Consider the following 22,258-nt stretch of genomic DNA (forward strand, 5'->3'; position numbering starts at 1 on the left):
GTTAGAAGTACCCTTCGCGCTTGCGGTCTTCCATCGCGGCCTCGGACAGCTTGTCGTCGGCCCGGGTGGCGCCCCGCTCGGTGAGGCGGGAGGCGGCGATCTCGGCGATGACGGCGTCCAGCGTGGTGGCGTCGGAGTCGACGGCGCCCGTGCAGGACATGTCGCCGACCGTGCGGTAGCGGATCAGCCGCGTCTCGACCTGCTCGGTCTCCTTCGGGCCGCCCCACTCGCCGGCCGTGAGCCACATGCCGTTGCGGGCGAAGACCTCGCGCTCGTGGGCGAAGTAGATCTGGGGGAGCTCGATCTCCTCCCGCTGGATGTACTGCCAGACGTCCAGCTCGGTCCAGTTGGAGAGCGGGAAGACCCGGACGTGCTCGCCGGGGGCGTGCCGGCCGTTGTACAGCTGCCACAGCTCGGGGCGCTGGCGGCGGGGATCCCACTGCGAGAACTCGTCGCGGAGGCTGAACACCCGCTCCTTGGCGCGGGCCTTCTCCTCGTCGCGCCGGCCGCCGCCGAAGACGGCGTCGAAGCGGTGCTGCTGGATCGCCTCGGTCAGCGGCACGGTCTGCAGCGGGTTGCGGGTGCCGTCCGGGCGCTCCTTGAGGGCGCCGCGGTCGATGTACTCCTGCACGGAGGCGACGTGCAGGCGCAGTCCGTGCTCGGCGACGACGCGGTCGCGGTACTCGATGACCTCGGGGAAGTTGTGGCCCGTGTCGACGTGCAGCAGCGTGAAGGGGACCGGCGCCGGGGCGAAGGCCTTCAGCGCCAGGTGCAGCATGACGATGGAGTCCTTGCCGCCGGAGAAGAGGATCACCGGCCGCTCGAACTCCCCCGCCACCTCACGGAAGATGTGGACGGCCTCGGACTCCAGCGAGTCGAGGTGCGACAACGCGAACGGGCTGTCCGTGGTGTCGTGGGCGTGGGCAACAGTGGTCACAGCAGACCCTTCTCGGTGAGCAGCGCGTGGAGCTGCGCCGCGGACTCCTGCACGGTCTGGTTCTGGGACTCGATCCGCAGGTCGGGGGCCTCGGGGGCCTCGTACGGGTCGTCGACGCCGGTCAGGCCGGAGATCTGGCCGGCGGCCTGCTTGGCGTACAGACCCTTGACGTCGCGGACCGAGCAGACCTCGACCGGGGTGGCCACGTGGACCTCAACAAAGGCGGTGCCCTCGGCCTGGTGCCGCTTGCGGACCGCCTCGCGGCTGTCGGCGTACGGGGCGATGACCGGGACGAGCGCGGTCACCCCCTGCGAGGCGAGCAGCTCGGCGACGAAGCCGATCCGCTGCACGTTGGTGAACCGGTCCTCGCGGGAGAAGCCGAGGCCGGCGGAGAGGAACTCGCGGATCTCGTCGCCGTCGAGGATCTCGACGCGGCGGCCCTCCTCGCGCAGCCGGCCGGCCAGCTCGTAGGCGATCGTGGTCTTGCCGGCGCTCGGCAGCCCGGTGAGCCAGACGGTGGCACCGGTCACGGGGGTCTCCAGGGGGGTGTGGGGGATGGTCATCAGCCGTGCAGCCCGCATTCGGTCTTGGCGCGGCCGGCCCAGCGGCCGGCCCGGGCGTCCTCGCCCGCCTCGACCCGGCGGGTGCACGGGGCGCAGCCGACGGAGGCGTAACCGTCCATGAGGAGCGGGTTGGTGAGGACCCCGAACTCCGTCACGTACGCGTCGACGTCGTCCTGGGTCCAGCGGGCGATCGGGGAGACCTTCACCTTGCGGCGCTTCTCGTCCCAGCCGACGACCGGGGTGGCGGCCCGGGTGGGGGACTCGTCGCGGCGCAGTCCGGTCGCCCACGCGGTGTACGCGGTCAGCCCCTCCTGGAGCGGCTTGACCTTGCGCAGCGCGCAGCACAGGTCGGGGTCGCGGTCGTGCAGCGCGGGGCCGTACTCGGCGTCCTGCTCGGCCACCGTCTGACGCGGGGTCAGGGTGATGACGTTGACGTCCATGACGGCCTCGACCGCGTCACGGGTGCCGATCGTCTCCTCGAAGTGGTAGCCGGTGTCGAGGAAGACGACGTCCACGCCGGGCATGGCGCGCGAGGCGAGGTGGGCGACGACCGCGTCCTCCATGGAGGAGGTGACGCAGAACGTCGGGCCGAAGGTGGCGGTCGCCCACTGGAGGATCTCCAGCGCGGAGGCGTCCTCCAGGTCGCGTCCGGCCTGCTCGGCGAGCGCCTTCAGCTCGGCGTCGGTGGTCTCGCTGGTGACCTGAGTGACCGTCATATCTCTTCCCCTCCAGTGGTGTCGCTCGAAGTCGCCGGGGCGAGGAGCCCCAGGAACTTCAGCTGGAAGGCTCGACTGCACGCTGCGCATTCCCAGGCCCCGTGGCCCTGCTCGTTCGGACGGAGGTCCTCGTCCCCGCAGTAGGGGCAGAAGAACGGGGCGGCGCGCTCGCTCACGACAGGGCCTCCTCGGACGCCCGGGCCGCCCAGGTGGCGAAGCGCTCGCCGTCCTCGCGCTCCGCCTGGTAGCGGGAGAGGACCCGCTCCACGTAGTCGGGCAGTTCGGCCGAGGTGACCTTCAGGCCGCGGACCTTGCGGCCGAAGCCGGCCTCCAGGCCGAGGGCGCCGCCCAGGTGGACCTGGTAGCCCTCGACGCGGTTGCCCTCGTCGTCCAGGACCAGCTGGCCCTTGAGGCCGATGTCCGCGACCTGGATGCGGGCGCAGGCGTTCGGGCAGCCGTTGATGTTGATGGTCAGCGGCTCGTCGAACTCCGGGAGGCGGCGCTCCAGTTCGTCGATGAGCGCGGAGCCGCGGCCCTTCGTCTCGACGATCGCGAGCTTGCAGAACTCGATGCCGGTGCAGGCCATCGTGCCGCGCCGGAACGGCGACGGCGTGACCCGCAGGTCGAGCGCCTCCAGGGCGGCGACGAGTGACTCGACCTGCGACTCGACGACGTCGAGGACGAGCATCTTCTGCTCGGCGGTGGTGCGGACCCGGCCGGAGCCGTGCGCCTCCGCGATCTCGGCGATCTTGGTGAGGGTGGGGCCGTCCACGCGGCCGACGCGCGGGGCGAAGCCGACGTAGAAGTTGCCGTCCTGCTGCCGGTGCACGCCGACGTGGTCGCGCCAGCGGCCGGCCGGCTCCGCCGGGGCGGGTCCGTCGGTCAGCTTCCGCTTCAGGTACTCGTCCTCCAGGACCTGGCGGAACTTCTCCGGACCCCAGTCGGCGACGAGGAACTTCAGGCGGGCGCGGTTGCGCAGCCGGCGGTAGCCGTAGTCGCGGAAGATCGAGATGACGCCCTCGTAGACGTCGGGGACCTCGTCCAGGGAGACCCAGGTGCCGAGGCGGACGCCGAGCTTGGGGTTGGTGGAAAGGCCGCCGCCGACCCAGACGTCGAAGCCGGGGCCGTGCTCCGGGTGGACGACGCCGACGAAGGAGATGTCGTTGATCTCGTGCGCCACGTCGAGCAGCGGGGAGCCGGAGACGGCGGACTTGAACTTGCGGGGCAGGTTGGAGAAGTCCTTGTTGCCGACGATCCGGCGCTGGATCTCGTCGATGGCGGGGGTGCCGTCGATGATCTCGTCCTCGGCGATGCCCGCCACCGGGGAGCCGAGGATGACACGCGGGGTGTCGCCGCAGGCCTCGGTGGTGGAGAGGCCGACCGCCTCCAGGCGGTTCCAGATCTCGGGGACGTCCTCGATGCGGATCCAGTGGTACTGGACGTTCTGCCGGTCCGTGATGTCGGCGGTGCCGCGGGCGAACTCCTCGGAGATCTCGCCGATCACCCGGAGCTGGCGCGTGGTCAGCCGGCCGCCGTCGATGCGGACGCGGAGCATGAAGTACTCGTCGTCCAGCTCCTCCGGCTCCAGGACGCCGGTCTTGGTGCCGTCCAGGCCCTGCTTGCGCTGGGTGTAGAGGCCCCACCAGCGCATGCGCCCGCGCAGGTCGTTGGGGTCGATCGAGTCGAATCCACGCTTGGAGTAGATCGTCTCAATACGTGTCCGCACATTGAGACCGTCGTCGTCCTTCTTGAACTGCTCATTGCCGTTCAGCGGGGTGAAGTGCCCCACGGCCCACTGACCCTCGCCACGGTGACGCCCGGTCTTGCGGCGGGCGGTGGCGGGAGTGGGGTTTTCCGGGGTGGCGGCCATGGCGTCTTGTCCTTCGGGACTGCGAGAGGGCGGCTCTGACCTGCACACTCGCGCGCAGTACAGAGAGTGGCGCGGCGGTGCGCAGCAGGGTCGGGCAGAGAGGGAGGGGCGGCAGTGCTGGCTTGCTCAGCGCGCCGGACAGATGGCGCTGGACATGCGGCCGAGGTCGACGTGCCGCCGACTCACCAAGGCAGTTCCAGTTCCAGGCATGGCGGAAGCGTGTCACGGGAGTTTGGACCCAGTCCAGCATCGTCCGGTATGTGGACATGAACGTCTCGCTAGGCGAGACGGTGTGGTCTGGGTCACGTGAAAGAGGCCCTGACCAGGGCCCCTTTCACGGTGTCGCGGCGAACCGGTGCGGCGTCAGGAGTGCGCGCAGGGGAACGGACCGGGCGTCTCGGTCTCCTCGGCCGTCTCCGTCTTCGTGTCGAAGAGGCGGAAGCCGCGGCGCTCGTAGTTGGCCATCGCGTGCGGCCCGTCCAGCGAGCAGGTGTGCAGCCACACCCGCTTCGTCGGCTCCCGGTCCGGCCAGCGCTCGGCCAGGTCCCAGGCGCGCCGGATGCCCTCGGAGAGCAGGTGGCCGCCGATGCCGCGGCCCCGGAAGGCGGCGATCAGGCCGAAGTAGATGATCTCGACGACCCCGTCGTCCTGCGGGTCGAACTCCACGTAGCCGGCCGGCGTCCCCCGGTCGTACGCCACCCAGATCTCGGCGGCCGGCTTCTCGGCGACCTCCTTCCACTGCTCGTACGAGAGCGGCAGGCGATCGGCCCAGTGGACGTCGCCGCCGACCGCGGTGTAGAGGAAGCGGCTGAACTCGGGGGAGGGGACCTCGGAGCGGCGGATGGTGATGTCGTCGCCCTCGGGGACCCGGGCCGGACGCAGGTCGTCCGGCGAGGTCTGTTCCAGGGACCACGTGGTGAGAGTGATGCTCATGCTCTTATCGCATCATGCGGAGCGCCGGATTCCCAGGCCGGCCGGGGGTCGCGACCGTCACCCTGGTCCCGCCCCGGCCGCGGGCCGGGCCTCCCGGGGCTGTCGTCCGGGCCTCTCCGGGCCGTCGCCCTGTCCGCCCCCGAGTCCGCCGGACAGGGTGTCCGGCATGTGGACGGTGCGCCGCGGTACCCGGACCGTGCCCCATCCGGCGCCCGTCCGGCGCCTGCCCGGCCCCCGTCCGGCGCCCGCCCGGCCCCCGCCCCGCGCCCGCTCGGCCCCGCCGCCCGGCGCCCGGCGCCCGCTCGGCCCCGCCCGCGCCCGCTCAGACCCTGCTGACCGTCCGGACCGCCGGCGCCGTCGAGTGGGGGAGCAGGTCGTCCGGGTGCTGCGGGCGCAGCACCTCCACCGCGATCTCCTCACGGAAGCGGTACGGGCGGTGGGCCAGGACCCCCGCGAGGGTGCGCCGCACCCGGGACATCTCGGCCCGGACCGTCACCGTCCTCGTCCGGTCGCCGAACACGTCCTCCGCCAGATCGGCCGCCGTCCGCCCGTCCGGGTGCAGCGCCAGCAGATAGAGGAGCTCGGCGTGGCGCGGGCTCAGCTCCTGCTGCCAGCTCCCCGCCGCCCCCGAGACCGCCACCGTCCAGCGGCGCGGCCGGCTCAGGTCCAGCACCACCCGGCTCGCCGCCCCCGACTCCGTACCGGCCGGCAGGGTGTCCTCCTCGACCCGCAGCAGCCAGCCGCCCGGCAGCGGCTCCACCGTGCACCGCCCGAGCGAGGGAAGCCAGACCCGCCCGGCGCCGAGCCCCTTCGGCAGGGTGATCCGGTCCATCGGGGCGAGCCCGGTCACCGCGGCGGTCCAGCCGTGGGAGTCCACCGCGACGGCCCGGCCCCCCACCCGGCACAGGATCGGCGCGGCCACCGCCCGCAGTCGCTCGACCGTGGAGCGGTGCCGCTCGCGCAGCTCGGCCTCGGCGAGCCGGGCGACGGAGCCGACGAGGGCCAGCATCGAGGGGTGGAAGGTGGAGGCCGGTCCGCTGACGTCGAGCACGCCGAGCAGCCGCTGGTCGCGCGGGTCGTGGACGGGGGCCGCCGCGCAGGTCCAGTTGTGCAGGGACTGCACGTAGTGCTCGGCGGAGTGGACCTGCACGGCCCGGTGGGTGGCGAGCGCGGTGCCGACGGCGTTGGTCCCGGTGGTGTGCTCGGTCCAGGCCGCGCCCTCCTCCAGGCAGATGCCGTTCGCCTGCCGCATCACCGAGGGGTGGCCCTCGCGCCACAGGATCCTGCCGTGCTCGTCGGTGACCACCATGATCTGGAGCGAGGCGTCGGCGATCCCGGCGAGGCCGGAGCTGAGGGTCTGCATCACCTCGGCGAGCAGGGTGCTCCGCCGCCGCTGCTCCAGCTCGTCGCGGCGGAGCAGCACACTGCTGGTCCCCTGGTCGGGGTCGAGGCCGAGCCGGGCCATCCGCCGCCAGGAGGCGTCGATCTCCGCGCGGGGCGCGATCGGCGGTGTCCGTCCGGCCAGGGTCTCCTCGCGGACGCGGTGCAGCAGCCGGGCCGCCTGGACGGCGTCCATGGTGGCCAGCCGCTTCATGTCGAGCCGCGTGTTGTTCATCGGTCCCTCCCCGCCCCCCGGTGTGCCGTATCGCTTCTGCAGTGCCCGGGCGGACGACCGGAGCGTCGTGGGCGCCGTACGGCCCCGTCCGAATTGTCCTCCAGGGCCGAGGCTCGCAGTGTCGCGGGTCCATCGTGCCGTCCGGAAGCCCTCGGTGGAGCCCGGTTCGGGTAATCCTGCAACCCTTTGCAACTCTGGCCCCGCCCCGCCCCGGTGCGTGAGGGTGGTGACGGCGGGTGGTGGTGCCGTGTCGGCGCAGCACCACCCCCGCCTTCCGCGCGTGCCGACCCCGCGCCCCGCTCCGCGGGCCGCCCGGTCCACCCCTGGTACGCGCGGCCCAGCCTCCCGAGCCCCCTGGTCCGGCCTCCCGGTCCGGCCCGTCCTCCCGGGCGCCCGGCACCCCTCCCGGCCTCCCGGTCCGGCTTCCCGGGTCCCCCCGATCCCGGACCCGCCCCCTCCCGAGCGCGCGACCGGTCCCCGCACGCCCGTCCGAGGCCGGTCTCACTCCACCGGACGGGCCCGTTCCACCACCGCGCGCAGGTCCAGGGTGTGCGGCAGCGTGCCGAAGGCCGAGCCGGTGTCGCCGCCCAGGCGGCCCGCGCAGAAGGCGTCCGCCACCTCCGGCGGCGCCCAGCGGACCAGCAGCGCGCCCTGGAGGACCAGGGCCATCCGCTCCGCCAGCCGCCGGGCCCGGGCCTCCACGCCCTCCAGGTCGGCGAGTTCGGTGAGGACCCCGCGGATCGCCCGGTCGAGCCGCGGGTCCGCGCCGCGCGCCTCCCCGACCTCCCGCAGATACGCGTCGAGCGCCGCCGGCTCGGTCCGCAGCGCCCGCAGCACGTCGAGCGCCTGGATGTTCCCCGCGCCCTCCCACACCGAGTTCAGCGGCGACTCCCGCAGCAGCCGGGGCAGCCCGGACTCCTCCACGTACCCGTTCCCGCCCAGGCACTCCAGCGCCTCGGCCACCACCGGCACGCACCGCTTCGTCACCCAGTACTTCGCCGCCGGCACCGCGATCCGCAGCAGCGCCAGCTCCCGCTCCGTACCGGAGTCGTACGCCGCCGCGAGACGCATCCCGAGGACGGTCGCCGCCTCCGACTCCACCGCCAGGTCCGCCAGCACGTTCCGCATCAGCGGCTTGTCGGCGAGCGGCCCGCCGAAGGCGGAGCGGTACGAGGCGTGGTGCACGGCCTGCGCCACCGCCTGCCGCATCAGCGCCGCCGAGCCCAGCACGCAGTCCAGCCGGGTCGCCGCCACCATCCCCATCACGGTGCGCAGCCCCTGGCCCTCCTCGCCGACCCGGCGCGCCCAGGTCGTCCCGTCGAACTCGACCTCCGCCGAGGCGTTCGACCGGTTGCCCAGCTTGTCCTTGAGCCGCTGGAGCGCGAAGGCGTTCCGGCCGCCGTCGTCGAGCACCCGGGGCACCAGGAAACAGGTGAGGCCCCCCGGCGCCCGCGCCAGCACCAGGAAGGCGTCGGACATCGGCGCCGAACAGAACCACTTGTGCCCCGTCAGCACGTACTCGCCGGCGGCGGCCAGCGGCCGCGCCGACGTCGTGTTCGCCCGTACGTCGCTGCCGCCCTGCTTCTCCGTCAGGCCCATGCCCAGCAGCACCCCCGCCTTCCCGGCGGCCGGCCGCAGCTCCCGCTCGTACACCCGGGAGACCGCCAGCGGCTCCCAGACCGCGGCCAGGGCCGGCTCGGCCCGCAGCGCCGGCACCGCCGCGTGCGTCATCGACACCGGGCAGCCGTGCCCGGCCTCCGCCTGCGTGGCCACCATGAACCCGGCGGCCCGCCGCACGTGTCCGCCCGGCCGGTCCCAGGCGTCGGTCAGCCCCGCCGCCACCGACTTGCCGAGCAGCCGGTGCCAGGCCGGATGGAACTCCACCTCGTCGATCCGCCGCCCGTACCGGTCGTGGGTCCGCAGCCGCGGCGGGAAGGCGTTCGCCAGCTCGCCCCACTCCCGGACCTGCTCCGAACCGGTCGCCCGCCCCAGTGTCCGCAGCTCCTCGCGGGCCCCGTCGAGGAGGTCCGCGGGCAGGTGGCGACCGACCGCTTCGGACAGCGCCCGGTCGCATGTGAAGACGTCGTACCCCACCAGGGGCGGAGCCTGATTGGTCACGGTGTGGGAGCGTGCTTCCATGCCGATACGGTAAGCAGGTGCAGGCAGCAAGCGAAACACCCGAACGGCCGGAGCGGCGACCCTGGAGCAGGCTCCACCGGGCCCGCGTCCTCTACCGCAACGTCTCCAAGCGGAAGATGGTCTGGCTGCTCCTCAAGGACACCGTCAACTCGTGCATCGAGTACCGGATCCTCGGCCTCGCCGCCGAGGCCGCCTTCTTCACGCTGCTGTCCCTGCCACCCCTGCTGCTCGGCCTCATCGCCCTCCTCGGCTACGCCGACGACTGGACCAACACCGACACGGTCGCCAGCATCCAGGAGAACATCCTCCGGGCGGCCGGCACGGTCCTCTCCGACCGGGGCGTCGACGAGATCGCGCAGCCCATCCTCGACGACATCACCCAGGCGAAACGTCCCGAACTCGTCTCCCTCGGCTTCGCCATCGCCCTCTGGTCCGGCTCCCGCGCCGTGAACGTCTTCATCGACACCATCACCGTCATGTACGGCCTGGACGGGCAGCGGGGCATCGTGAAGACCCGCCTCCTCGCCTTCCTCCTCTACATCGTGGCGCTGATCATCGGGGCGGTGGTGCTGCCGCTCGCGGTGGTCGGCCCCGACCGGGTCGTCGAACTGGTCGCCTGGGGCACCGACGTCGTCGCCGTCCTCTACTGGCCGGCCGTCATCCTGCTCTCCATCGCCTTCCTGACGACCCTGTACCACGTCTCCGTCCCCGTCAGATCGCCCTGGATCGAGGACATCCCCGGCGCGCTCGTCGCCCTCGCGATGTGGGCCTTCGGCAGCTTCCTGCTGCGGATCTACCTGACGAGCCAGGTCGAGGGCCCGACGATCTACGGCTCGCTGGCCGCCCCCATCGCGATCCTCCTCTGGATCGGCGTCTCCGCCTTCGCGGTCCTCGTCGGCGCGGCGGTGAACGCGGCGATCGACCGCGTCTGGCCGTCCGTCGCCACCGCCGCCGCCCGCGAGGCCAACGAACGCGCCCGCGCGGTGCAGGCCGCCGAACTCGTCGCCCGCATCCGCGCGGAAGCGGAGGACGTCGACGAGGACGACCCCGACATGCCCTCCGAGTTCCCCGAGCGCTGGTCCCGCTTCCTCCCCCCGGACGACGTGAAGTCCCGCCTCCACACGGGCTGGGAGAAGGACTGACCCCTCGGCACGCGGTGCCGCGCCGGGTGCGGACCGGACACCGGGAAAAACCCGTGGCGCGGTCCACGGGGTCCCGGTTAGAGTCACGGACGTCCGGGAGCACCGGACCCCCGCACGCACGTCGTGCGCCAGGAAAGACGCAGGAGGTGTGACCGATGGCTGTCGCCACGAAGGGCCTTGCCCGCACGCAGAAGTTCGTTCACATCACCTCCGTGGCCACCGGCTGATCCCTACCGGACTCACCGCATCGCCGGGGCCACCCCTGTGAAGGGTCCCCCTTGTCTTTCCCGCTTTCCTCCTCCTTCTCCACCACCACCTCTTCCTCCCTCGACGCCCACGGCTGGGACTCCGGCTGGGCCGAGGCCTTCGCGCCCCACGCCGCCCAGGGGCTGGTCCCGGGGCGCGTCGTCCGGGTCGACCGCGGTCAGTGCGACGTCGCCACGGCCGACGGGATCGTCCGCGCCGACACCGCCTTCGTGACCCCGCACGACCCGCTGCGGGTCGTCTGCACCGGCGACTGGGCCGCCGTCGACCCCGAGGGCGCCTCCGACCCCCGGTACGTACGGGCCTGCCTGCCGCGCCGTACCGCGTTCGCGCGGTCGACCTCCTCCAAGCGGTCCGAGGGCCAGATCCTCGCGGCCAACGTCGACCACGCCGTCATCACCGTCTCGCTCGCCGTCGAGGTCGACCTGGGCAGGATCGAGCGCTTCCTCGCCCTCGCCTGGGAGTCCGGCGCCCTGCCCACCGTCGTGCTGTCCAAGGCCGACCTCGTGCCCGACCCGGTCGTCCTCTCCCATCTCGTCGAGGACGTCATGGGCGCGGCCCCCGGCGTCGAGGTGCTGCCGCTCAGCTCCGCCACCGGCGAGGGGGTCGACGTGCTCAAGGCCGTCGTGGCCGGCGGCACCACCGTCCTGCTCGGCGTCTCCGGCGCCGGCAAGTCCACCCTCGCCAACGCCCTCGTCGGCGAGGACGTCATGACCGTGCAGGCGGCCCGTGACGTGGACGGCAAGGGCCGGCACACGACCACCACCCGCAACCTCTTCGTGCTGCCCGGCGGCGGGGTCCTCATCGACACCCCCGGACTGCGCGGCGTCGGGCTGTGGGACGCGGAGGCGGGCGTCGGGCAGACCTTCGCGGAGATCGAGGAGCTGGCCGCCGAGTGCCGCTTCCACGACTGCTCCCACGAGTCCGAGCCGGGCTGCGCGGTGACCGCCGCCCTCGACGAGGGCACGCTTTCGGCGCGCCGGCTGGAGAGCTACCGCAAGCTGCTCCGGGAGAACCAGCGGCTCGTCGCCAAGACCGACGCCCGGCTGCGCACCGAGATCCTCAAGGACTGGAAGCGCAAGGGCGCAGAGGGCCGCGCCGCCATGGCCTTCAAGCGCGAGGGCCGGCTCCGGTAACCCGCGACCCCCGCGTCCGAAACCCGCCGGTGCGCGGCGGTCCGCCGCCGCACACTGGAGGCATGACGGACGACGAGGGCGACACCCTCTACCAGGCGGTGAGCAGCAGGGACGCGCGCTTCGACGGGGAGTTCTTCTTCGCCGTCCGCACCACCGGCATCTACTGCCGGCCCAGCTGCCCCGCCGTCACCCCCAAGCGGCGCAACGTCGCCTTCTTCCCGACGGCCGCCGCCGCCCAGGGCCACGGCTTCCGGGCCTGCCGCCGCTGCCGGCCCGACGCGGTGCCCGGCTCCGCCGAGTGGAACGTCCGGGCCGACGTCGTCGGGCGGGCCGTCCGGATGATCGGCGACGGGGTCGTGGACCGCGAGGGCGTCCCCGGCCTCGCCGTCCGGCTCGGCTACAGCACCCGCCAGGTCCAGCGCCAGCTCACCGCCGAGCTGGGCGCGGGACCGGTGGCGCTCGCCCGCGCCCAGCGGGCCCACACCGCCCGCGTCCTGCTCCAGACGACCGCGCTGCCGGTCACGGAGATCGCCTTCGCCGCCGGGTTCGCCTCGGTCCGCCAGTTCAACGACACCATCCGCGCCGTCTACGCCCGCACCCCGACCGGACTCCGCGCCGAGACCGCCGGCGCGCCGGGGCCGCGCGCCGCCGCCACCGGCGTACCGCTGCGGCTCTCCTACCGGGGACCGTACGCCGCCGCCGAGGTCTTCGACCTCCTGGCCGCCGAGGCGCTGCCCGGCGTGGAGGAGGTCACCGGGGAACCCGGCGCCCGCACCTACCGGCGCGCCCTGCGGCTGCCGTACGGCCCCGGGGTCGTCGCCGTGGACGAAGCGGCACCCGGCCGCTGGCTGGAGGCCCGGCTGGACCTCGCCGAGCTGCGCGACCTCACCACCGCCGTCCACCGGCTCCGCCGCCTCCTCGACCTCGACGCCGATCCGTACGCGGTCGCCGAGCGGCTCGGCGCCGACCCGCTCCTCGCCGCCGCGGTCGCCGCCCGGCCGGGGCTCCGCTCGCCGGGCGCCGCGGACCCGGAGGAGTACGCCCTCCGGACCGTCCTCGGCCCGGAGGAGTCCGCCCGCGTCCTGACGGAGTCCGGCACCCCCCTCGGCCCCCGACCGGACACCCCGGACAGCACCCTCCACGCGCTCTTCCCGCCCCCGCGGGCGCTCACCGCGCACCCCGTCGCCGGTCCGCTCGCCCGCGCGCTCACCGACGGCGGGCTCCGCCTCGACCCGGGCGCCGACCGCGACGAGGCGGCGCGCGTCCTCGGAGCCGTACCCGGCGTCGACGCCCGCGCCGCCGCCCTGATCCGGATCCGCTCCCTCGGCGACCCGGACGTACCGGACCCGGACGCGCCGGACGCCTCGGAGTGGGCGCCCTGGAGGTCGTACGCGCGGCGGTATCGGGAGGTCAGCCCAGGATGACGGCGCCCACCCACGCCCCCACGATCAGCAGACAGGCGTAGAGCTCGACCAGGATGCTCGTGCCTCCGGCGCGCATGACGGCGCGGGTGGCGGCGCGGGCCTGGCCGTGGCCGCCGAGACGGCGCCGCTCGGAGAGGTGGATCCCGCCGACGAAACCGGGGACCGCGCCCAGCACGGGGATCAGGACGAAGCCGAGGAGGGCCCCGGCGCCCGCGTGGCCGAGCACCCTGCGGGTGAGGCCGGCGCCCCGGAAACGGCGCGGCGGCAGCTGCCAGACCACCACCTGGGTGAGGAGCAGCAGGGCGGTCGAGGAGACCAGCAGGATCCAGGCGAGGCCGGTCTGCTCGTGCAGCGACCACCAGAGCATGGCGGCCCACACCAGCCAACTGCCCGGCACACCGGGAGCCAGCACCCCGAACAGGCCGAGGAGCATGACCGCCGCGACCATCAGGAGCTGCCACACACCCACGGGCCCAGCCTCCCCCACCCGGGCCGTTCCCGCAGGTCGCGAGGGCCGATGGGGTGGCCCCGTGCCGATACCCGACGACCGGTCCCCGCCGCGCCCGCCCCCGTGGACCGGGCGTCGCGCCCGCGCGTGCGCACCGCCCGCGCGGCGGGCGGTCAGCTCCTGGCGACCCAGCCCTTCTCGTACGCGTGCCAGCCCAGCTGGAGCCGGGTGGTGACGGCGGCCAGTTCCATGAGGCCCTTCACCCGGCGCTGGACGGTCCGCAGGCCCAGGTCGAGCTGCTTGGCCACGCTCGCGTCGGTCATGCCGGCGAGCAGCAGGGAGAGGATCTCCAGGTCGGTGGTGTCCGGGCCGGGGGCCTGCTCCTCGGAGATCTGGGCGCCCGCGCCGAGCCGCAGCGGCAGCGCCTCCCGCCACACCGCCTCGAAGAGGCCCATCAGGGACTCCAGCAGCCCGCTCGCGTGCACCACGAGCGCGGCCGGCTCGGCGCCCCGGCCGGTGAGCGGGACCATCGCGAGGGTGCGGTCGGCGACCACCAGCTTGGTCGGAACCCGGTCGACGACCCGGATCTGCTCCTCCCGGCCGAGCGCCGCCGAGAGTTCGAGCAGGCCGGAGGGGAGGGTGAGGACCTCCCGCTCGATGACCACCCGGTAGCCCACGCCCCGCCCCGCGGCCAGCTCCTCGGCGTCGTTCTCCAGGCCGGAGACGGCGATCGGCTTGCCGGTGACCAGCGCGCAGACCTCCTCGGTGGCGCCGAGCTGAAGCTGGAAGAAGCGGTGCGCCACCGCGCTCGCGCCCGTCACCACCTCCACCAGGTCGTGCACGGCCGGCTCGGCCGCCTCCGACCGGTACTCCTCCGACAGCAGCGCCGCCGCCAGCTCCGCCTGCTCCAGCTCGTGCCGCTGCTGGGTGAGGAGCGCGCCCAGCGCGACCGCGGGCGGGGCCGCCACCCAGCGGCCGGTGCGCGCCGAGGACTGGGCGGCGAGGCCCTGCGCCTCCAGCCGGCGCAGCGCCCGCTCGGTGTCCTGCTCGGGGAGGGAGAGCCGGTGCGCCAGGTCGGTGACCTCCGCCGCCCCGAGCGCGATCAGCGCCCGGTACGCGGACTCCTGCCGCTCGTCCAGTCCTATCGCACCCAGCATCGGTTCCCGCCCCTCGCCGTGTCTCCGGGGGAGCGCGCGGGAGGTTCCGCGCACGCTCTCCGGAGGCATTCGTTCCGTTGGTGACCTGGCGGGAATCGGCCACGGCGTATTCCCGCCGCGCCCATCATCCCTGTACCGCCCTCACCTCTGCCAATGTGGCGCCACCGCAGCACCAACCGCCTCCGGATTCAGGCAACTTGCGCCTGTTGTCCGGATTCTGATGGGGAGAGCGATGCGCCCGATTTCGCGTACGGCCCTGGGAGCGGCGACCGCCGCCGTCCTGGCCGTCACCGCGGCCCTGCCGTCCGTCGCGGCCCAGCCGCCGGCCGGCGGCTCCGCCGAACGCCCGCCGGTCGGCAGCGAGGCCCAGGCCCGCACCGGGGAACGGCCCGCCACGGTGACCCTGGTCACCGGCGACCGGGTGCTGGTCACCCGGGACGACCAGGGCACCCCGGCCGCCACGGTGCTGCCCCGCGAGGACGGCACGGTGCCGCTGGTCCAGACCCGCCGCTCCGGCCAGGACCTCTACGTGTACCCCGAGGGCGCCACCGACGCCCTCGCCGCCGACCTGGTCGACGAGGAGCTCTTCAACGTCACCGGCCTGGTCCGCCAGGGCTACGACGACGCCTCCACCGCCACCCTGCCGCTGATCGCCGTCTACGGCGCCGGCGCCACCGCCCGCACCGCTCCCGCCGCCCCCCGGGGCGCCCGCCGCGGCCAGGTCCTCAAGACCATCGGCGGCGTCGCCCTCACGGCGGACAAGAAGCAGGCCGCCACCTTCTGGTCCGAGGTCTCCGCGCCCACCGCCCGCTCCGCCGCCGCGGGCATCGAGAAGCTCTGGCTCGACCGCAAGGTCGAGGCCACCCTGGAGCAGTCCACCCGGCAGGTGCACGCCCCCGAGGCGTGGGCCGCCGGCTACGACGGCACCGGAACCAAGGTCGCCGTGCTCGACACCGGCGCCGACGCCGAACACCCCGACCTCAAGGGCCGGATCACCGCCTCGGAGAACTTCACCGACTCCGACGGCACCGGCGACCGGCAGGGGCACGGCACCCACACCCTCTCCACCGTCGGCGGCTCCGGCGCCGCGAGCGGCGGCAAGAAGAAGGGCGTCGCTCCCGGCGCCCAGCTGCTCAACGGCAAGGTCCTCAACGACTCCGGCTCCGGCGCCACTTCGTGGATCATCGCCGGCATGGAGTGGGCCGTCGCCCAGGGCGCCGACGTCGTCTCCATGAGCCTCGGCAATCCCTCCGAGACCGACTGCGACGACCCGATGAGCGCCGCCGCCGAGGAACTCGCCCAGAACCAGGGCACCTTGTTCGTCATCGCGGCGGGCAACTCCGGCCCCTCCCTCAACTCGGTCTCCTCGCCCGGCTGCGCGCCCAGCGTCCTCACCGTCGGCGCCACCGACCGCGACGACTCCACCGCCTGGTTCTCCAGCCGCAGCCCGATCGCCAACGAGGCCCACACCCTCAAGCCCGAGATCGCCGCCCCCGGCGTCTCCATCTCCGCCGCCGCGGCCGGCGGCCGCGGCCTCTACGCGTACCAGGCGATGTCCGGGACGTCGATGGCCACGCCGCACGTCGCGGGCGCCGCCGCGATCCTGAAGCAGCGTCACCCCGACTGGACCGCCCAGCAGTTGAAGGCCGCCCTCGTCTCCTCCGCCGAGACCGACATACCCGGCGACGTCCGGGAGACCGGCGGCGGCCGGCTCGACGTCAAGGCGGCCGTCGGCCAGACGGTCCTCTCCGCCCCCGCCGTCCAGGGCGGCACCCACCACTGGCCGCAGGCGAAGAGCGACCGCACCACGGTCACCGTCCCCTACACCAACACCTCCGACGCCCCGGTCACCCTCGACCTCGCCGTCGAGAAGGTCACCGGCAACGACGGCTCCGCCGTCCGGTCGGCCGTCGCCCGCCTCGGCAAGCGCACCGTCACCGTCCCGGCCGGCGCGACCGTCGAGGTCCCGCTGGCCATCGACCCCACCGCACGCCTGGAGCGCGCGCAGTACGGCGACGTCACGGGCAGGGTCGTCGCCACCAACCGGGCCGGCGTCCACGTCTCCACCCCCTTCGCGCTCTACGTCGAGCCCGAGACCGTCACCCTCCGCGTCAAGCTGATCGACCGGCTCGGCAAGCCCGCCGCCGGCTCCTCCTCGCTCGACGTCATCGGCACCGACACCGCCACCGGCGAGCGCCGCTTCAACGACGGCTCCGCCGACCAGGTCTTCCGGGTGCGTCCCGGCAGCTACTTCCTCTCCTCCTTCGTCACCACCCCCGACGCGGACGAGGGCGCCACGCTGAACGACTCGCTCGGCTACCTGGCCCGCCCGCAGCTGGAGGTCAGGAAGGACACCACGGTCGTCCTCGACGCCCGCGAGGCCCACGAGCTGACGATCCGCACCGACCGGCCCTCCGAACTCCACGGCGCCACCCTCGGGTTCGCCCGCGGCTGGGACGACGTCTGGTCGCACGGCGGCACCGCCTCCGCGCCCCGCACGGTCCGCCACTACTACGCCTCCGTGGAGGGCGAGCCCCGCGACGGCGACTTCGAGTTCGGCAGCTACTGGCGCACCGCCGCCCCGAAGATCACCGAACTGCGCACCACGGACGGCCTGACCCTGCACCCCGTCACCGCCTCCACCGGCGCCGACAACCTCGACGGCACCGGCTCCGCCCCGCTCGTCGACGCGGGCACCGGCACCCCGGACGAGCTGAAGGCCGCCGGCGTCCAGGGCGGGCTTGCCCTGGTCCGCATGCCGGACGACGACACCGCCGGCGGCCTGCTCGCCCGCAACGCCAAGGCGGCCGGCGCCGTCGGCGTCGTCGCCTACCGCGAGGCCCCCGGCCGCTGGTACCCGGGCGGCGCCTACAACGGGCTCCCGCTGCCGGTCCTCGGCCTGCCCACCGACGAGGCCCGCGCGCTCCTCGGCAGGCTCGCCGCCGGCGAGGTCACCCTCACCTGGAAGGCCACCGCCAAGTCCCCGTACGTCTACAACCTCGGCTTCCCCGAGACCGACGAGATCGAGGACGACCGCGCCTACCGCGTCCGCGACGCCCGCCTCGGCCGCACCGACTCCGTCTACGGCTCGGCCGGCATCGCCGCGGAGTTCATGGAGTTCACCGACGCCCGCCGGCCCAACGGCCTCGGCGTCTCCTTCGCGGGCCTGGAGACCGTCCCGGCCCCCGGCACCCGCACCGAGTTCCACACCCCCGGCGACACGAGCTGGCACCAGTACGTCGGCAGCAGCTTCCCCTTCGGCGAGCTGATGTCCGGCACCCGGCACGCGTACACCGCAGGCGAGCGGCGCACCGAGAAGTGGTACGACGGCGTCCTCGCCCCCACTGCCCCCCGCGACGCCACCGGCGCGCCGGTCCTCGTCTCCGAGCGCCAGGGCAACCTGCTCGGCTTCGCCGCCGCGATGTGGGGCGACGGCACCCACCACGCCGAGCCCGGCTCCTTCGGCGACATCGGCAACCTGCGGCTGCACCGCGACGGCGAGCTCGTCGGCGAGAACGCGTGGCCCTTCGGCGCCTTCGAGGTGCCCGCCGAGCGGAGCACGTACGAGCTGGAACAGAACATCATGAAGATCGGCAGCAGGGTCTGGGCCCGCTCGACCTCCGTGCGGTCCGTCTGGAAATTCACCTCACGGCTTGACGAGACCGTCTATTCTCAGGGCATCCCGATTCTCTTCCCCCGGTACGACCTGCCGGAGGACGGACTCAAGACCCTCGCCGCGACCGACGGCCAGAAGATCGGCCTCACCGCGACCGGGCACGCCGGCTACCAGGCGGCGGCTCTCACCTCGGCCAGGCTCTCGTACTCCTATGACGGCGGTACGACCTGGACCGAAGCACCGGTCTCCCAGCAGGGCGGCACCTGGACCGCGACCGTGAACCACGCGGGCGCGACGGGCAAGCCGGTCACCCTGAAGACCGAACTGACGGACGCCAACGGCAACTCCGTCACCCAGACCGTGGTCCGCGCTTACGACGTGCGCTGACCACGCCGGTCCGCCGGGCGTCCTTCCCGTGGGGGGTGGGGTCGCCCGGCGGACCACCCATTCGCAGCAACGGTTTTCCTCGTGTCCCGTTTTCCCAGGCCGCCCGCGGTGGACAATAAGGGCATGACTCAGCAGGGGGACAACTGGTGGGACGCGCTCTACGAGGACGCGGCGGAGGACCTCGCGCCGACGCCCTCGGCCGACTCCCTGGACGCCCACTTCACCTCCGCCGCCCAGGCGACCCAAGCCGCCGCGCCGCCCGCGCCTTCCGCGCCGCCCGCGCCTTCCGCGCCGCCGCCCTCACCGCCGCCGCCCCCGCCGTCCGTCCCGCCCGCGCCCGCCGTGCTCGGGCCGGCTCCCTGGGAGGCGCCGACCGGGGGACCCCGGACCTTTCCGGCGGCGCCGCCGCCCGCCGCGGTGGAGCCGGAACCGGAGCCGGATCCGGGGCCCGAGCCCGCGACCGGACGCCGCCCCGGACGCGGACCCGGAGCCGGACCTGAACCGGGCCCGGACACAGCCCCCGCCCCCGTTCCCGAGACCGGGAGCGGGAGCGATCGGGACGCCACCGTGCGGGTGGCGCTGCCCCTCGGGCACGAGCCGACCGTCCAGGTGCCCGTGCCCCCGCCCGTGCCCCGGCCCCGCACCGGCTTCCTGGGCAGCCGGCCGCCCACGTACGAGGCCGAGCCCACCGCCCTGCCCGCCGCCCGGCCCGGTGAACTCGACGACCTGGTCGCCGACACCGTCCTCGACGGCGCCCGCTACGGCACCGCCACCCTCCGCGCCGCCTCCGTCCGCGGCGACTCCGCCCGCTACCGGGGCGAACCGCGCAGGGACGCCCTGCTCACCGCGCGGTTCGGGCACGACGAGACCGCGCTCGTGCTGGTCGCCGTCGCGGCCGGCTCCCGCGCGGCCGACGAGGCGCACCTCGCCGCCGGCGACGCCTGCCGCTGGATCGGCGAGGCCGTCGGCCGCAGTCACGCCCGCCTCTCCGAGGACATCCGCTCCGGCCGCCGCGGCGAGCTCAAGTCGGGGCTCCAGCGGCTCACCGACCGCACCTACGGACGGCTCCGGGCCCGCGCCGCCGAACGGGGCCTCGCGGCCGACACGTACACCGCCACCCTGCGCTGTCTGCTGATCCCCGCCGACCCCGACTGCCGCACCCGGGTCTTCTTCGGGATCGGCGGCGGAGGCCTCTTCCGGCTCCGCGACGGCGCCTGGCAGGACATCGAGCCGCTGCTGCCCGACCCGGCCTCGGTCACCGGCGCGCCGGTCGTCGGCTTCGGTTCGACGCCGCCGCGCGGGATCCCGGAGGTGACCGAGGAGGGCGACCGGCTCACCATGGACCTCGGCATCACCACCGCCCCCGGGCCGCTCATCGAGGAGCCCGTCCCGCCGCCCGCCGAACCGTTCCGCTTCCGGGCCTCGGTGGCCCGCCCCGGCGACACCCTCCTCCTCGCCTCGCCCGGACTCGCCGAGCCGATGCGCGGCGAGCCCGCCCTCGCCCGCGAGCTGGCGGCCCGCTGGACCGGCGCCGAACCGCCCGGCCTCGCCGCCTTCCTCGCCGACACCCAGCTGAGGGTGACGGGGTACGCCGATGACCGTACGGGGGCCGCCGTCTGGGAGGCGTGAGGCGCCCGGCCGTGTGTTGATGGATCCATGGCCAAACAGAACGTAGCGGAGCAATTCGTCGAGGTCCTCGTCCGCGCCGGTGTGCAGCGCCTGTACGGCGTGGTCGGGGACAGCCTGAACCCGGTCGTCGACGCCATCCGGCGCAACCCCGCCATCGACTGGATCCAGGTGCGCCACGAGGAGACCGCCGCCTTCGCCGCGGGCGCCGAGGCCCAGATCACCGGCCGTCTCGCCGCCTGCGCCGGCTCCTGCGGCCCGGGCAACCTCCACCTCATCAACGGCCTGTACGACGCCCACCGCTCGATGGCCCCCGTCCTCGCCCTCGCCTCCCACATCCCGTCCAGCGAGATCGGGCTCGGCTACTTCCAGGAGACCCACCCCGACCAGCTGTTCCGCGAGTGCAGCCACTACAGCGAACTCATCTCCAACCCCCGGCAGATGCCCCGGCTGCTGCACACCGCCGTCCAGCACGCCGTCGGCCGCGGCGGCGTCTCGGTGGTGGCGCTCCCCGGTGACATCGCCGACCAGCCCGCCCCCGAGAAGGTCACCGGCTCCGCTCTCGTCACCTCCCGCCCCACCGTCCGCCCCGGCGACTCCGAGATCGACGCCCTGGTCCGGATGATCGACGGGGCCGAACGGGTGACGCTCTTCTGCGGCAGCGGCACCGCCGGCGCCCACCCCGAGGTCATGCAGTTCGCCGAGCGGCTCAAGGCCCCGGTCGGCCACGCCCTGCGGGGCAAGGAGTGGATCCAGTACGACAACCCCTTCGACGTCGGCATGAGCGGACTGCTCGGCTACGGCGCCGCCTACGAGGCCACCCACGAGTGCGATCTGCTGATCCTGCTCGGCACCGACTTCCCGTACAACGCCTTCCTCCCCGACGACGTCCGGATCGTGCAGGTCGACGTCCGCCCCGAACACCTCGGCCGCCGCTCCCGGCTCGACCTCGCCGTCTGGGGCGACGTCCGCGAGACCCTGCGCTGCGTCACGCCCCGGATCCGGGAGCGCACCGACCGCCGCTTCCTCGACAAGATGCTGAAGAAGCACGCCGACGCCCTGGAGGGGGTGGTGAAGGCGTACACCCGCAAGGTCGAGAAGCACACGCCGATCCACCCCGAGTACGTCGCCTCCGTCCTCGACGAACTCGCCGACGACGACGCCGTGTTCACCGTCGACACCGGTATGTGCAACGTCTGGGCGGCCCGCTACCTCACCCCCAACGGACGCCGCCGGATCATCGGCTCCTTCAGCCACGGCTCGATGGCCAACGCGCTGCCGCAGGCGATCGGCGCCCAGTTCACCGACCGGGGCCGGCAGGTCGTCTCGCTCTCCGGCGACGGCGGCTTCTCCATGCTCATGGGCGACTTCCTCACCCTCGTCCAGTACGAACTCCCGGTGAAGATCGTGCTGTTCAACAACTCCTCGCTCGGCATGGTCGAGCTGGAGATGCTGGTCGCCGGCCTGCCCTCGTACGGGACGAACAACCGGAACCCCGACTTCGCCGCCGTCGCCCGGGCTGCCGGCGCCTACGGGGTCCGGGTCGAGAAGCCCAAGCACCTGGCGGGCGCCCTCAAGGACGCCTTCCGGCACCAGGGCCCCGCCCTCGTCGACGTCGTCACCGACCCCAACGCCCTCTCCATTCCCCCGAAGATCAGCGCCGAGATGGTGACCGGCTTCGCCCTCTCCGCCAGCAAGATCGTCCTCGACGGGGGAGTGGGCCGGATGCTCCAGATGGCCCGATCCAACCTGCGCAACGTGCCCCGCCCCTGAGGGCCCCGGGAGCGGCGCATGCGGACCGGCTCGCGGGGCAGGCTCTTCCGTGAGCCTGTTCGAAGCGACCGTGTGGGTGGGGGCTATGGCCGGGAAGGCACGACAGCCGACTCAACTGCTCAGAAAGGTGGGAGGGGCGGACCTCACGGCGGTGCCGGAGGTGCGCCACGCGTTACGCGAACTCCTGGGAGCCTGGGGAGGGCCGGACGCTGGGGCCGTGGCCGAGCTCCTCACCAGCGAACTGGTCACCAACGCGCTGGTCCACACCGACCACGGCGCGGTGGTCACCGCGACGGTCGATCCCGGACAACTCCGGGTCGAGGTCCGCGACTTCGAAGCCGGGCTCACCGGGTCGCCGGTACCGCCCGCCGACGACGGAACGAGCGGCCGGGGACTCTTCCTGGTGCGGGAGCTCGCCGACTCCTGGGGGATCGAGGAGCGCGGCACGGGCAAGGTCGTCTGGTTCGAACTGAACGGCGGGGCCGCCTGAGGGGCGACCCCGCCGCCGGGTG

The 22,258-nt window shown here is 73.8% G+C and carries 18 protein-coding genes; 7 read left to right on the forward strand and 11 right to left on the reverse strand.

The annotated features are described in order from the left end of the window. Position 1: 1 nt before the first annotated feature. The 9 genes from cysD to ACFQ8C_RS04855 form a co-directional block, all read right to left on the reverse strand. Positions 2-937 carry a sulfate adenylyltransferase subunit CysD gene (gene cysD / locus ACFQ8C_RS04815; protein WP_383452281.1) on the reverse strand — a complete coding sequence of 312 codons (936 nt, stop codon included), beginning with the start codon at positions 935-937 and terminating at the stop codon, positions 2-4. Next, positions 934-1,500: an adenylyl-sulfate kinase gene (cysC, locus tag ACFQ8C_RS04820; RefSeq protein WP_383452283.1), complete on the reverse strand. Its 567-nt coding sequence runs from the start codon at positions 1,498-1,500 to the stop codon at positions 934-936. Before cysC ends, cysD begins: the two co-directional genes overlap by 4 nt. Beyond that, a complete protein-coding gene (locus ACFQ8C_RS04825; protein WP_383452285.1) occupies positions 1,500-2,216 on the reverse strand; it encodes a phosphoadenylyl-sulfate reductase in 717 nt (238 codons plus the stop codon). The genes cysC and ACFQ8C_RS04825 overlap by 1 nt, the downstream gene beginning before the upstream one ends. Next, the gene (locus ACFQ8C_RS04830; protein WP_383452287.1) at positions 2,213-2,392 is read right to left on the reverse strand and encodes a hypothetical protein; all 180 of its coding nucleotides are present in this window, start codon (positions 2,390-2,392) and stop codon (positions 2,213-2,215) included. Before ACFQ8C_RS04830 ends, ACFQ8C_RS04825 begins: the two co-directional genes overlap by 4 nt. Beyond that, positions 2,389-4,086, reverse strand: a complete 1,698-nt coding sequence (locus tag ACFQ8C_RS04835; RefSeq protein WP_383452289.1) for a nitrite/sulfite reductase — start codon at positions 4,084-4,086, stop codon at positions 2,389-2,391. The genes ACFQ8C_RS04830 and ACFQ8C_RS04835 overlap by 4 nt, the downstream gene beginning before the upstream one ends. Positions 4,087-4,212: 126 nt before the next feature. Beyond that, positions 4,213-4,296: a putative leader peptide gene (locus ACFQ8C_RS04840; protein WP_311136957.1), complete on the reverse strand. Its 84-nt coding sequence runs from the start codon at positions 4,294-4,296 to the stop codon at positions 4,213-4,215. A 153-nt stretch (positions 4,297-4,449) separates the two neighbouring features. Next, complete coding sequence (locus ACFQ8C_RS04845) at positions 4,450-5,019, reverse strand: GNAT family N-acetyltransferase (RefSeq protein ID WP_383452291.1); 570 nt, start codon at positions 5,017-5,019, stop codon at positions 4,450-4,452. 322 nt (positions 5,020-5,341) lie between these two features. Then, on the reverse strand, positions 5,342-6,634 hold the full coding sequence (locus ACFQ8C_RS04850; protein WP_383452293.1) for a GAF domain-containing protein: 1,293 nt from the start codon (positions 6,632-6,634) through the stop codon (positions 5,342-5,344). A gap of 501 nt (positions 6,635-7,135) precedes the next feature. Further along, entirely contained in the window at positions 7,136-8,773 is a 1,638-nt protein-coding gene (locus ACFQ8C_RS04855; RefSeq protein WP_383452295.1) for an acyl-CoA dehydrogenase family protein, read from the reverse strand. Between the two features lie 17 nt (positions 8,774-8,790). Between ACFQ8C_RS04855 and ACFQ8C_RS04860 the strand changes: the two genes are divergently transcribed. The 3 genes from ACFQ8C_RS04860 to ACFQ8C_RS04870 all read left to right on the forward strand — a co-directional run bounded on the left by ACFQ8C_RS04860 (position 8,791) and on the right by ACFQ8C_RS04870 (position 12,739). Beyond that, the gene (locus tag ACFQ8C_RS04860; RefSeq protein ID WP_383452297.1) at positions 8,791-9,915 is read left to right on the forward strand and encodes a YihY/virulence factor BrkB family protein; all 1,125 of its coding nucleotides are present in this window, start codon (positions 8,791-8,793) and stop codon (positions 9,913-9,915) included. A 278-nt stretch (positions 9,916-10,193) separates the two neighbouring features. Further along, positions 10,194-11,315 carry a ribosome small subunit-dependent GTPase A gene (gene rsgA / locus ACFQ8C_RS04865; protein WP_383452299.1) on the forward strand — a complete coding sequence of 374 codons (1,122 nt, stop codon included), beginning with the start codon at positions 10,194-10,196 and terminating at the stop codon, positions 11,313-11,315. Positions 11,316-11,377: 62 nt separating this feature from the next. Then, positions 11,378-12,739, forward strand: coding sequence for an AlkA N-terminal domain-containing protein (locus ACFQ8C_RS04870; RefSeq protein ID WP_383452300.1), 1,362 nt, complete (start codon positions 11,378-11,380; stop codon positions 12,737-12,739). Here the strand turns inward: ACFQ8C_RS04870 and ACFQ8C_RS04875 are convergent. Both ACFQ8C_RS04875 and ACFQ8C_RS04880 read right to left on the reverse strand, forming a co-directional pair. After that, on the reverse strand, positions 12,726-13,208 hold the full coding sequence (locus tag ACFQ8C_RS04875) for a DUF456 domain-containing protein (RefSeq protein ID WP_383452302.1): 483 nt from the start codon (positions 13,206-13,208) through the stop codon (positions 12,726-12,728). The genes ACFQ8C_RS04870 and ACFQ8C_RS04875 overlap by 14 nt on opposite strands. 152 nt (positions 13,209-13,360) lie before the next feature. Next, the gene (locus tag ACFQ8C_RS04880; RefSeq protein WP_383452304.1) at positions 13,361-14,344 is read right to left on the reverse strand and encodes a helix-turn-helix domain-containing protein; all 984 of its coding nucleotides are present in this window, start codon (positions 14,342-14,344) and stop codon (positions 13,361-13,363) included. Positions 14,345-14,576: 232 nt separating this feature from the next. Here ACFQ8C_RS04880 and ACFQ8C_RS04885 point away from each other — a divergent pair, with 232 nt between their 5' ends. The 4 genes from ACFQ8C_RS04885 (at position 14,577) to ACFQ8C_RS04900 (ending at position 22,236) form a co-directional block, all read left to right on the forward strand. Beyond that, positions 14,577-18,347: a S8 family serine peptidase gene (locus ACFQ8C_RS04885; RefSeq protein WP_383452306.1), complete on the forward strand. Its 3,771-nt coding sequence runs from the start codon at positions 14,577-14,579 to the stop codon at positions 18,345-18,347. 123 nt (positions 18,348-18,470) lie between these two features. After that, the gene (locus tag ACFQ8C_RS04890; protein ID WP_383452308.1) at positions 18,471-19,976 is read left to right on the forward strand and encodes a protein phosphatase 2C domain-containing protein; all 1,506 of its coding nucleotides are present in this window, start codon (positions 18,471-18,473) and stop codon (positions 19,974-19,976) included. A gap of 27 nt (positions 19,977-20,003) precedes the next feature. After that, positions 20,004-21,746 carry a pyruvate dehydrogenase gene (locus ACFQ8C_RS04895; RefSeq protein ID WP_383452310.1) on the forward strand — a complete coding sequence of 581 codons (1,743 nt, stop codon included), beginning with the start codon at positions 20,004-20,006 and terminating at the stop codon, positions 21,744-21,746. Positions 21,747-21,831: 85 nt separating this feature from the next. After that, entirely contained in the window at positions 21,832-22,236 is a 405-nt protein-coding gene (locus ACFQ8C_RS04900; RefSeq protein WP_383452351.1) for an ATP-binding protein, read from the forward strand. Positions 22,237-22,258 lie beyond the last annotated feature (22 nt).

It is taken from the genome of Streptomyces sp. NPDC056503 (assembly GCF_042794995.1).
Classification (GTDB): Bacteria; Actinomycetota; Actinomycetes; order Streptomycetales; family Streptomycetaceae; genus Streptomyces.

Coding starts and splice junctions, on each gene's coding strand:
- ACFQ8C_RS04870 (WP_383452300.1), top strand. CDS start 11,378: ATGACGGACGACGAGGGCGACACCCTCTACCAGGCGGTGAGCAGCAGG.
- ACFQ8C_RS04880 (WP_383452304.1), bottom strand. CDS start 14,344: ATGCTGGGTGCGATAGGACTGGACGAGCGGCAGGAGTCCGCGTACCGG.
- ACFQ8C_RS04890 (WP_383452308.1), top strand. CDS start 18,471: ATGACTCAGCAGGGGGACAACTGGTGGGACGCGCTCTACGAGGACGCG.
- ACFQ8C_RS04895 (WP_383452310.1), top strand. CDS start 20,004: ATGGCCAAACAGAACGTAGCGGAGCAATTCGTCGAGGTCCTCGTCCGC.
- ACFQ8C_RS04850 (WP_383452293.1), bottom strand. CDS start 6,634: ATGAACAACACGCGGCTCGACATGAAGCGGCTGGCCACCATGGACGCC.
- ACFQ8C_RS04885 (WP_383452306.1), top strand. CDS start 14,577: ATGCGCCCGATTTCGCGTACGGCCCTGGGAGCGGCGACCGCCGCCGTC.
- ACFQ8C_RS04845 (WP_383452291.1), bottom strand. CDS start 5,019: ATGAGCATCACTCTCACCACGTGGTCCCTGGAACAGACCTCGCCGGAC.
- ACFQ8C_RS04835 (WP_383452289.1), bottom strand. CDS start 4,086: ATGGCCGCCACCCCGGAAAACCCCACTCCCGCCACCGCCCGCCGCAAG.
- ACFQ8C_RS04840 (WP_311136957.1), bottom strand. CDS start 4,296: ATGCCTGGAACTGGAACTGCCTTGGTGAGTCGGCGGCACGTCGACCTC.
- ACFQ8C_RS04855 (WP_383452295.1), bottom strand. CDS start 8,773: ATGGAAGCACGCTCCCACACCGTGACCAATCAGGCTCCGCCCCTGGTG.
- ACFQ8C_RS04825 (WP_383452285.1), bottom strand. CDS start 2,216: ATGACGGTCACTCAGGTCACCAGCGAGACCACCGACGCCGAGCTGAAG.
- cysC (WP_383452283.1), bottom strand. CDS start 1,500: ATGACCATCCCCCACACCCCCCTGGAGACCCCCGTGACCGGTGCCACC.
- ACFQ8C_RS04900 (WP_383452351.1), top strand. CDS start 21,832: ATGGCCGGGAAGGCACGACAGCCGACTCAACTGCTCAGAAAGGTGGGA.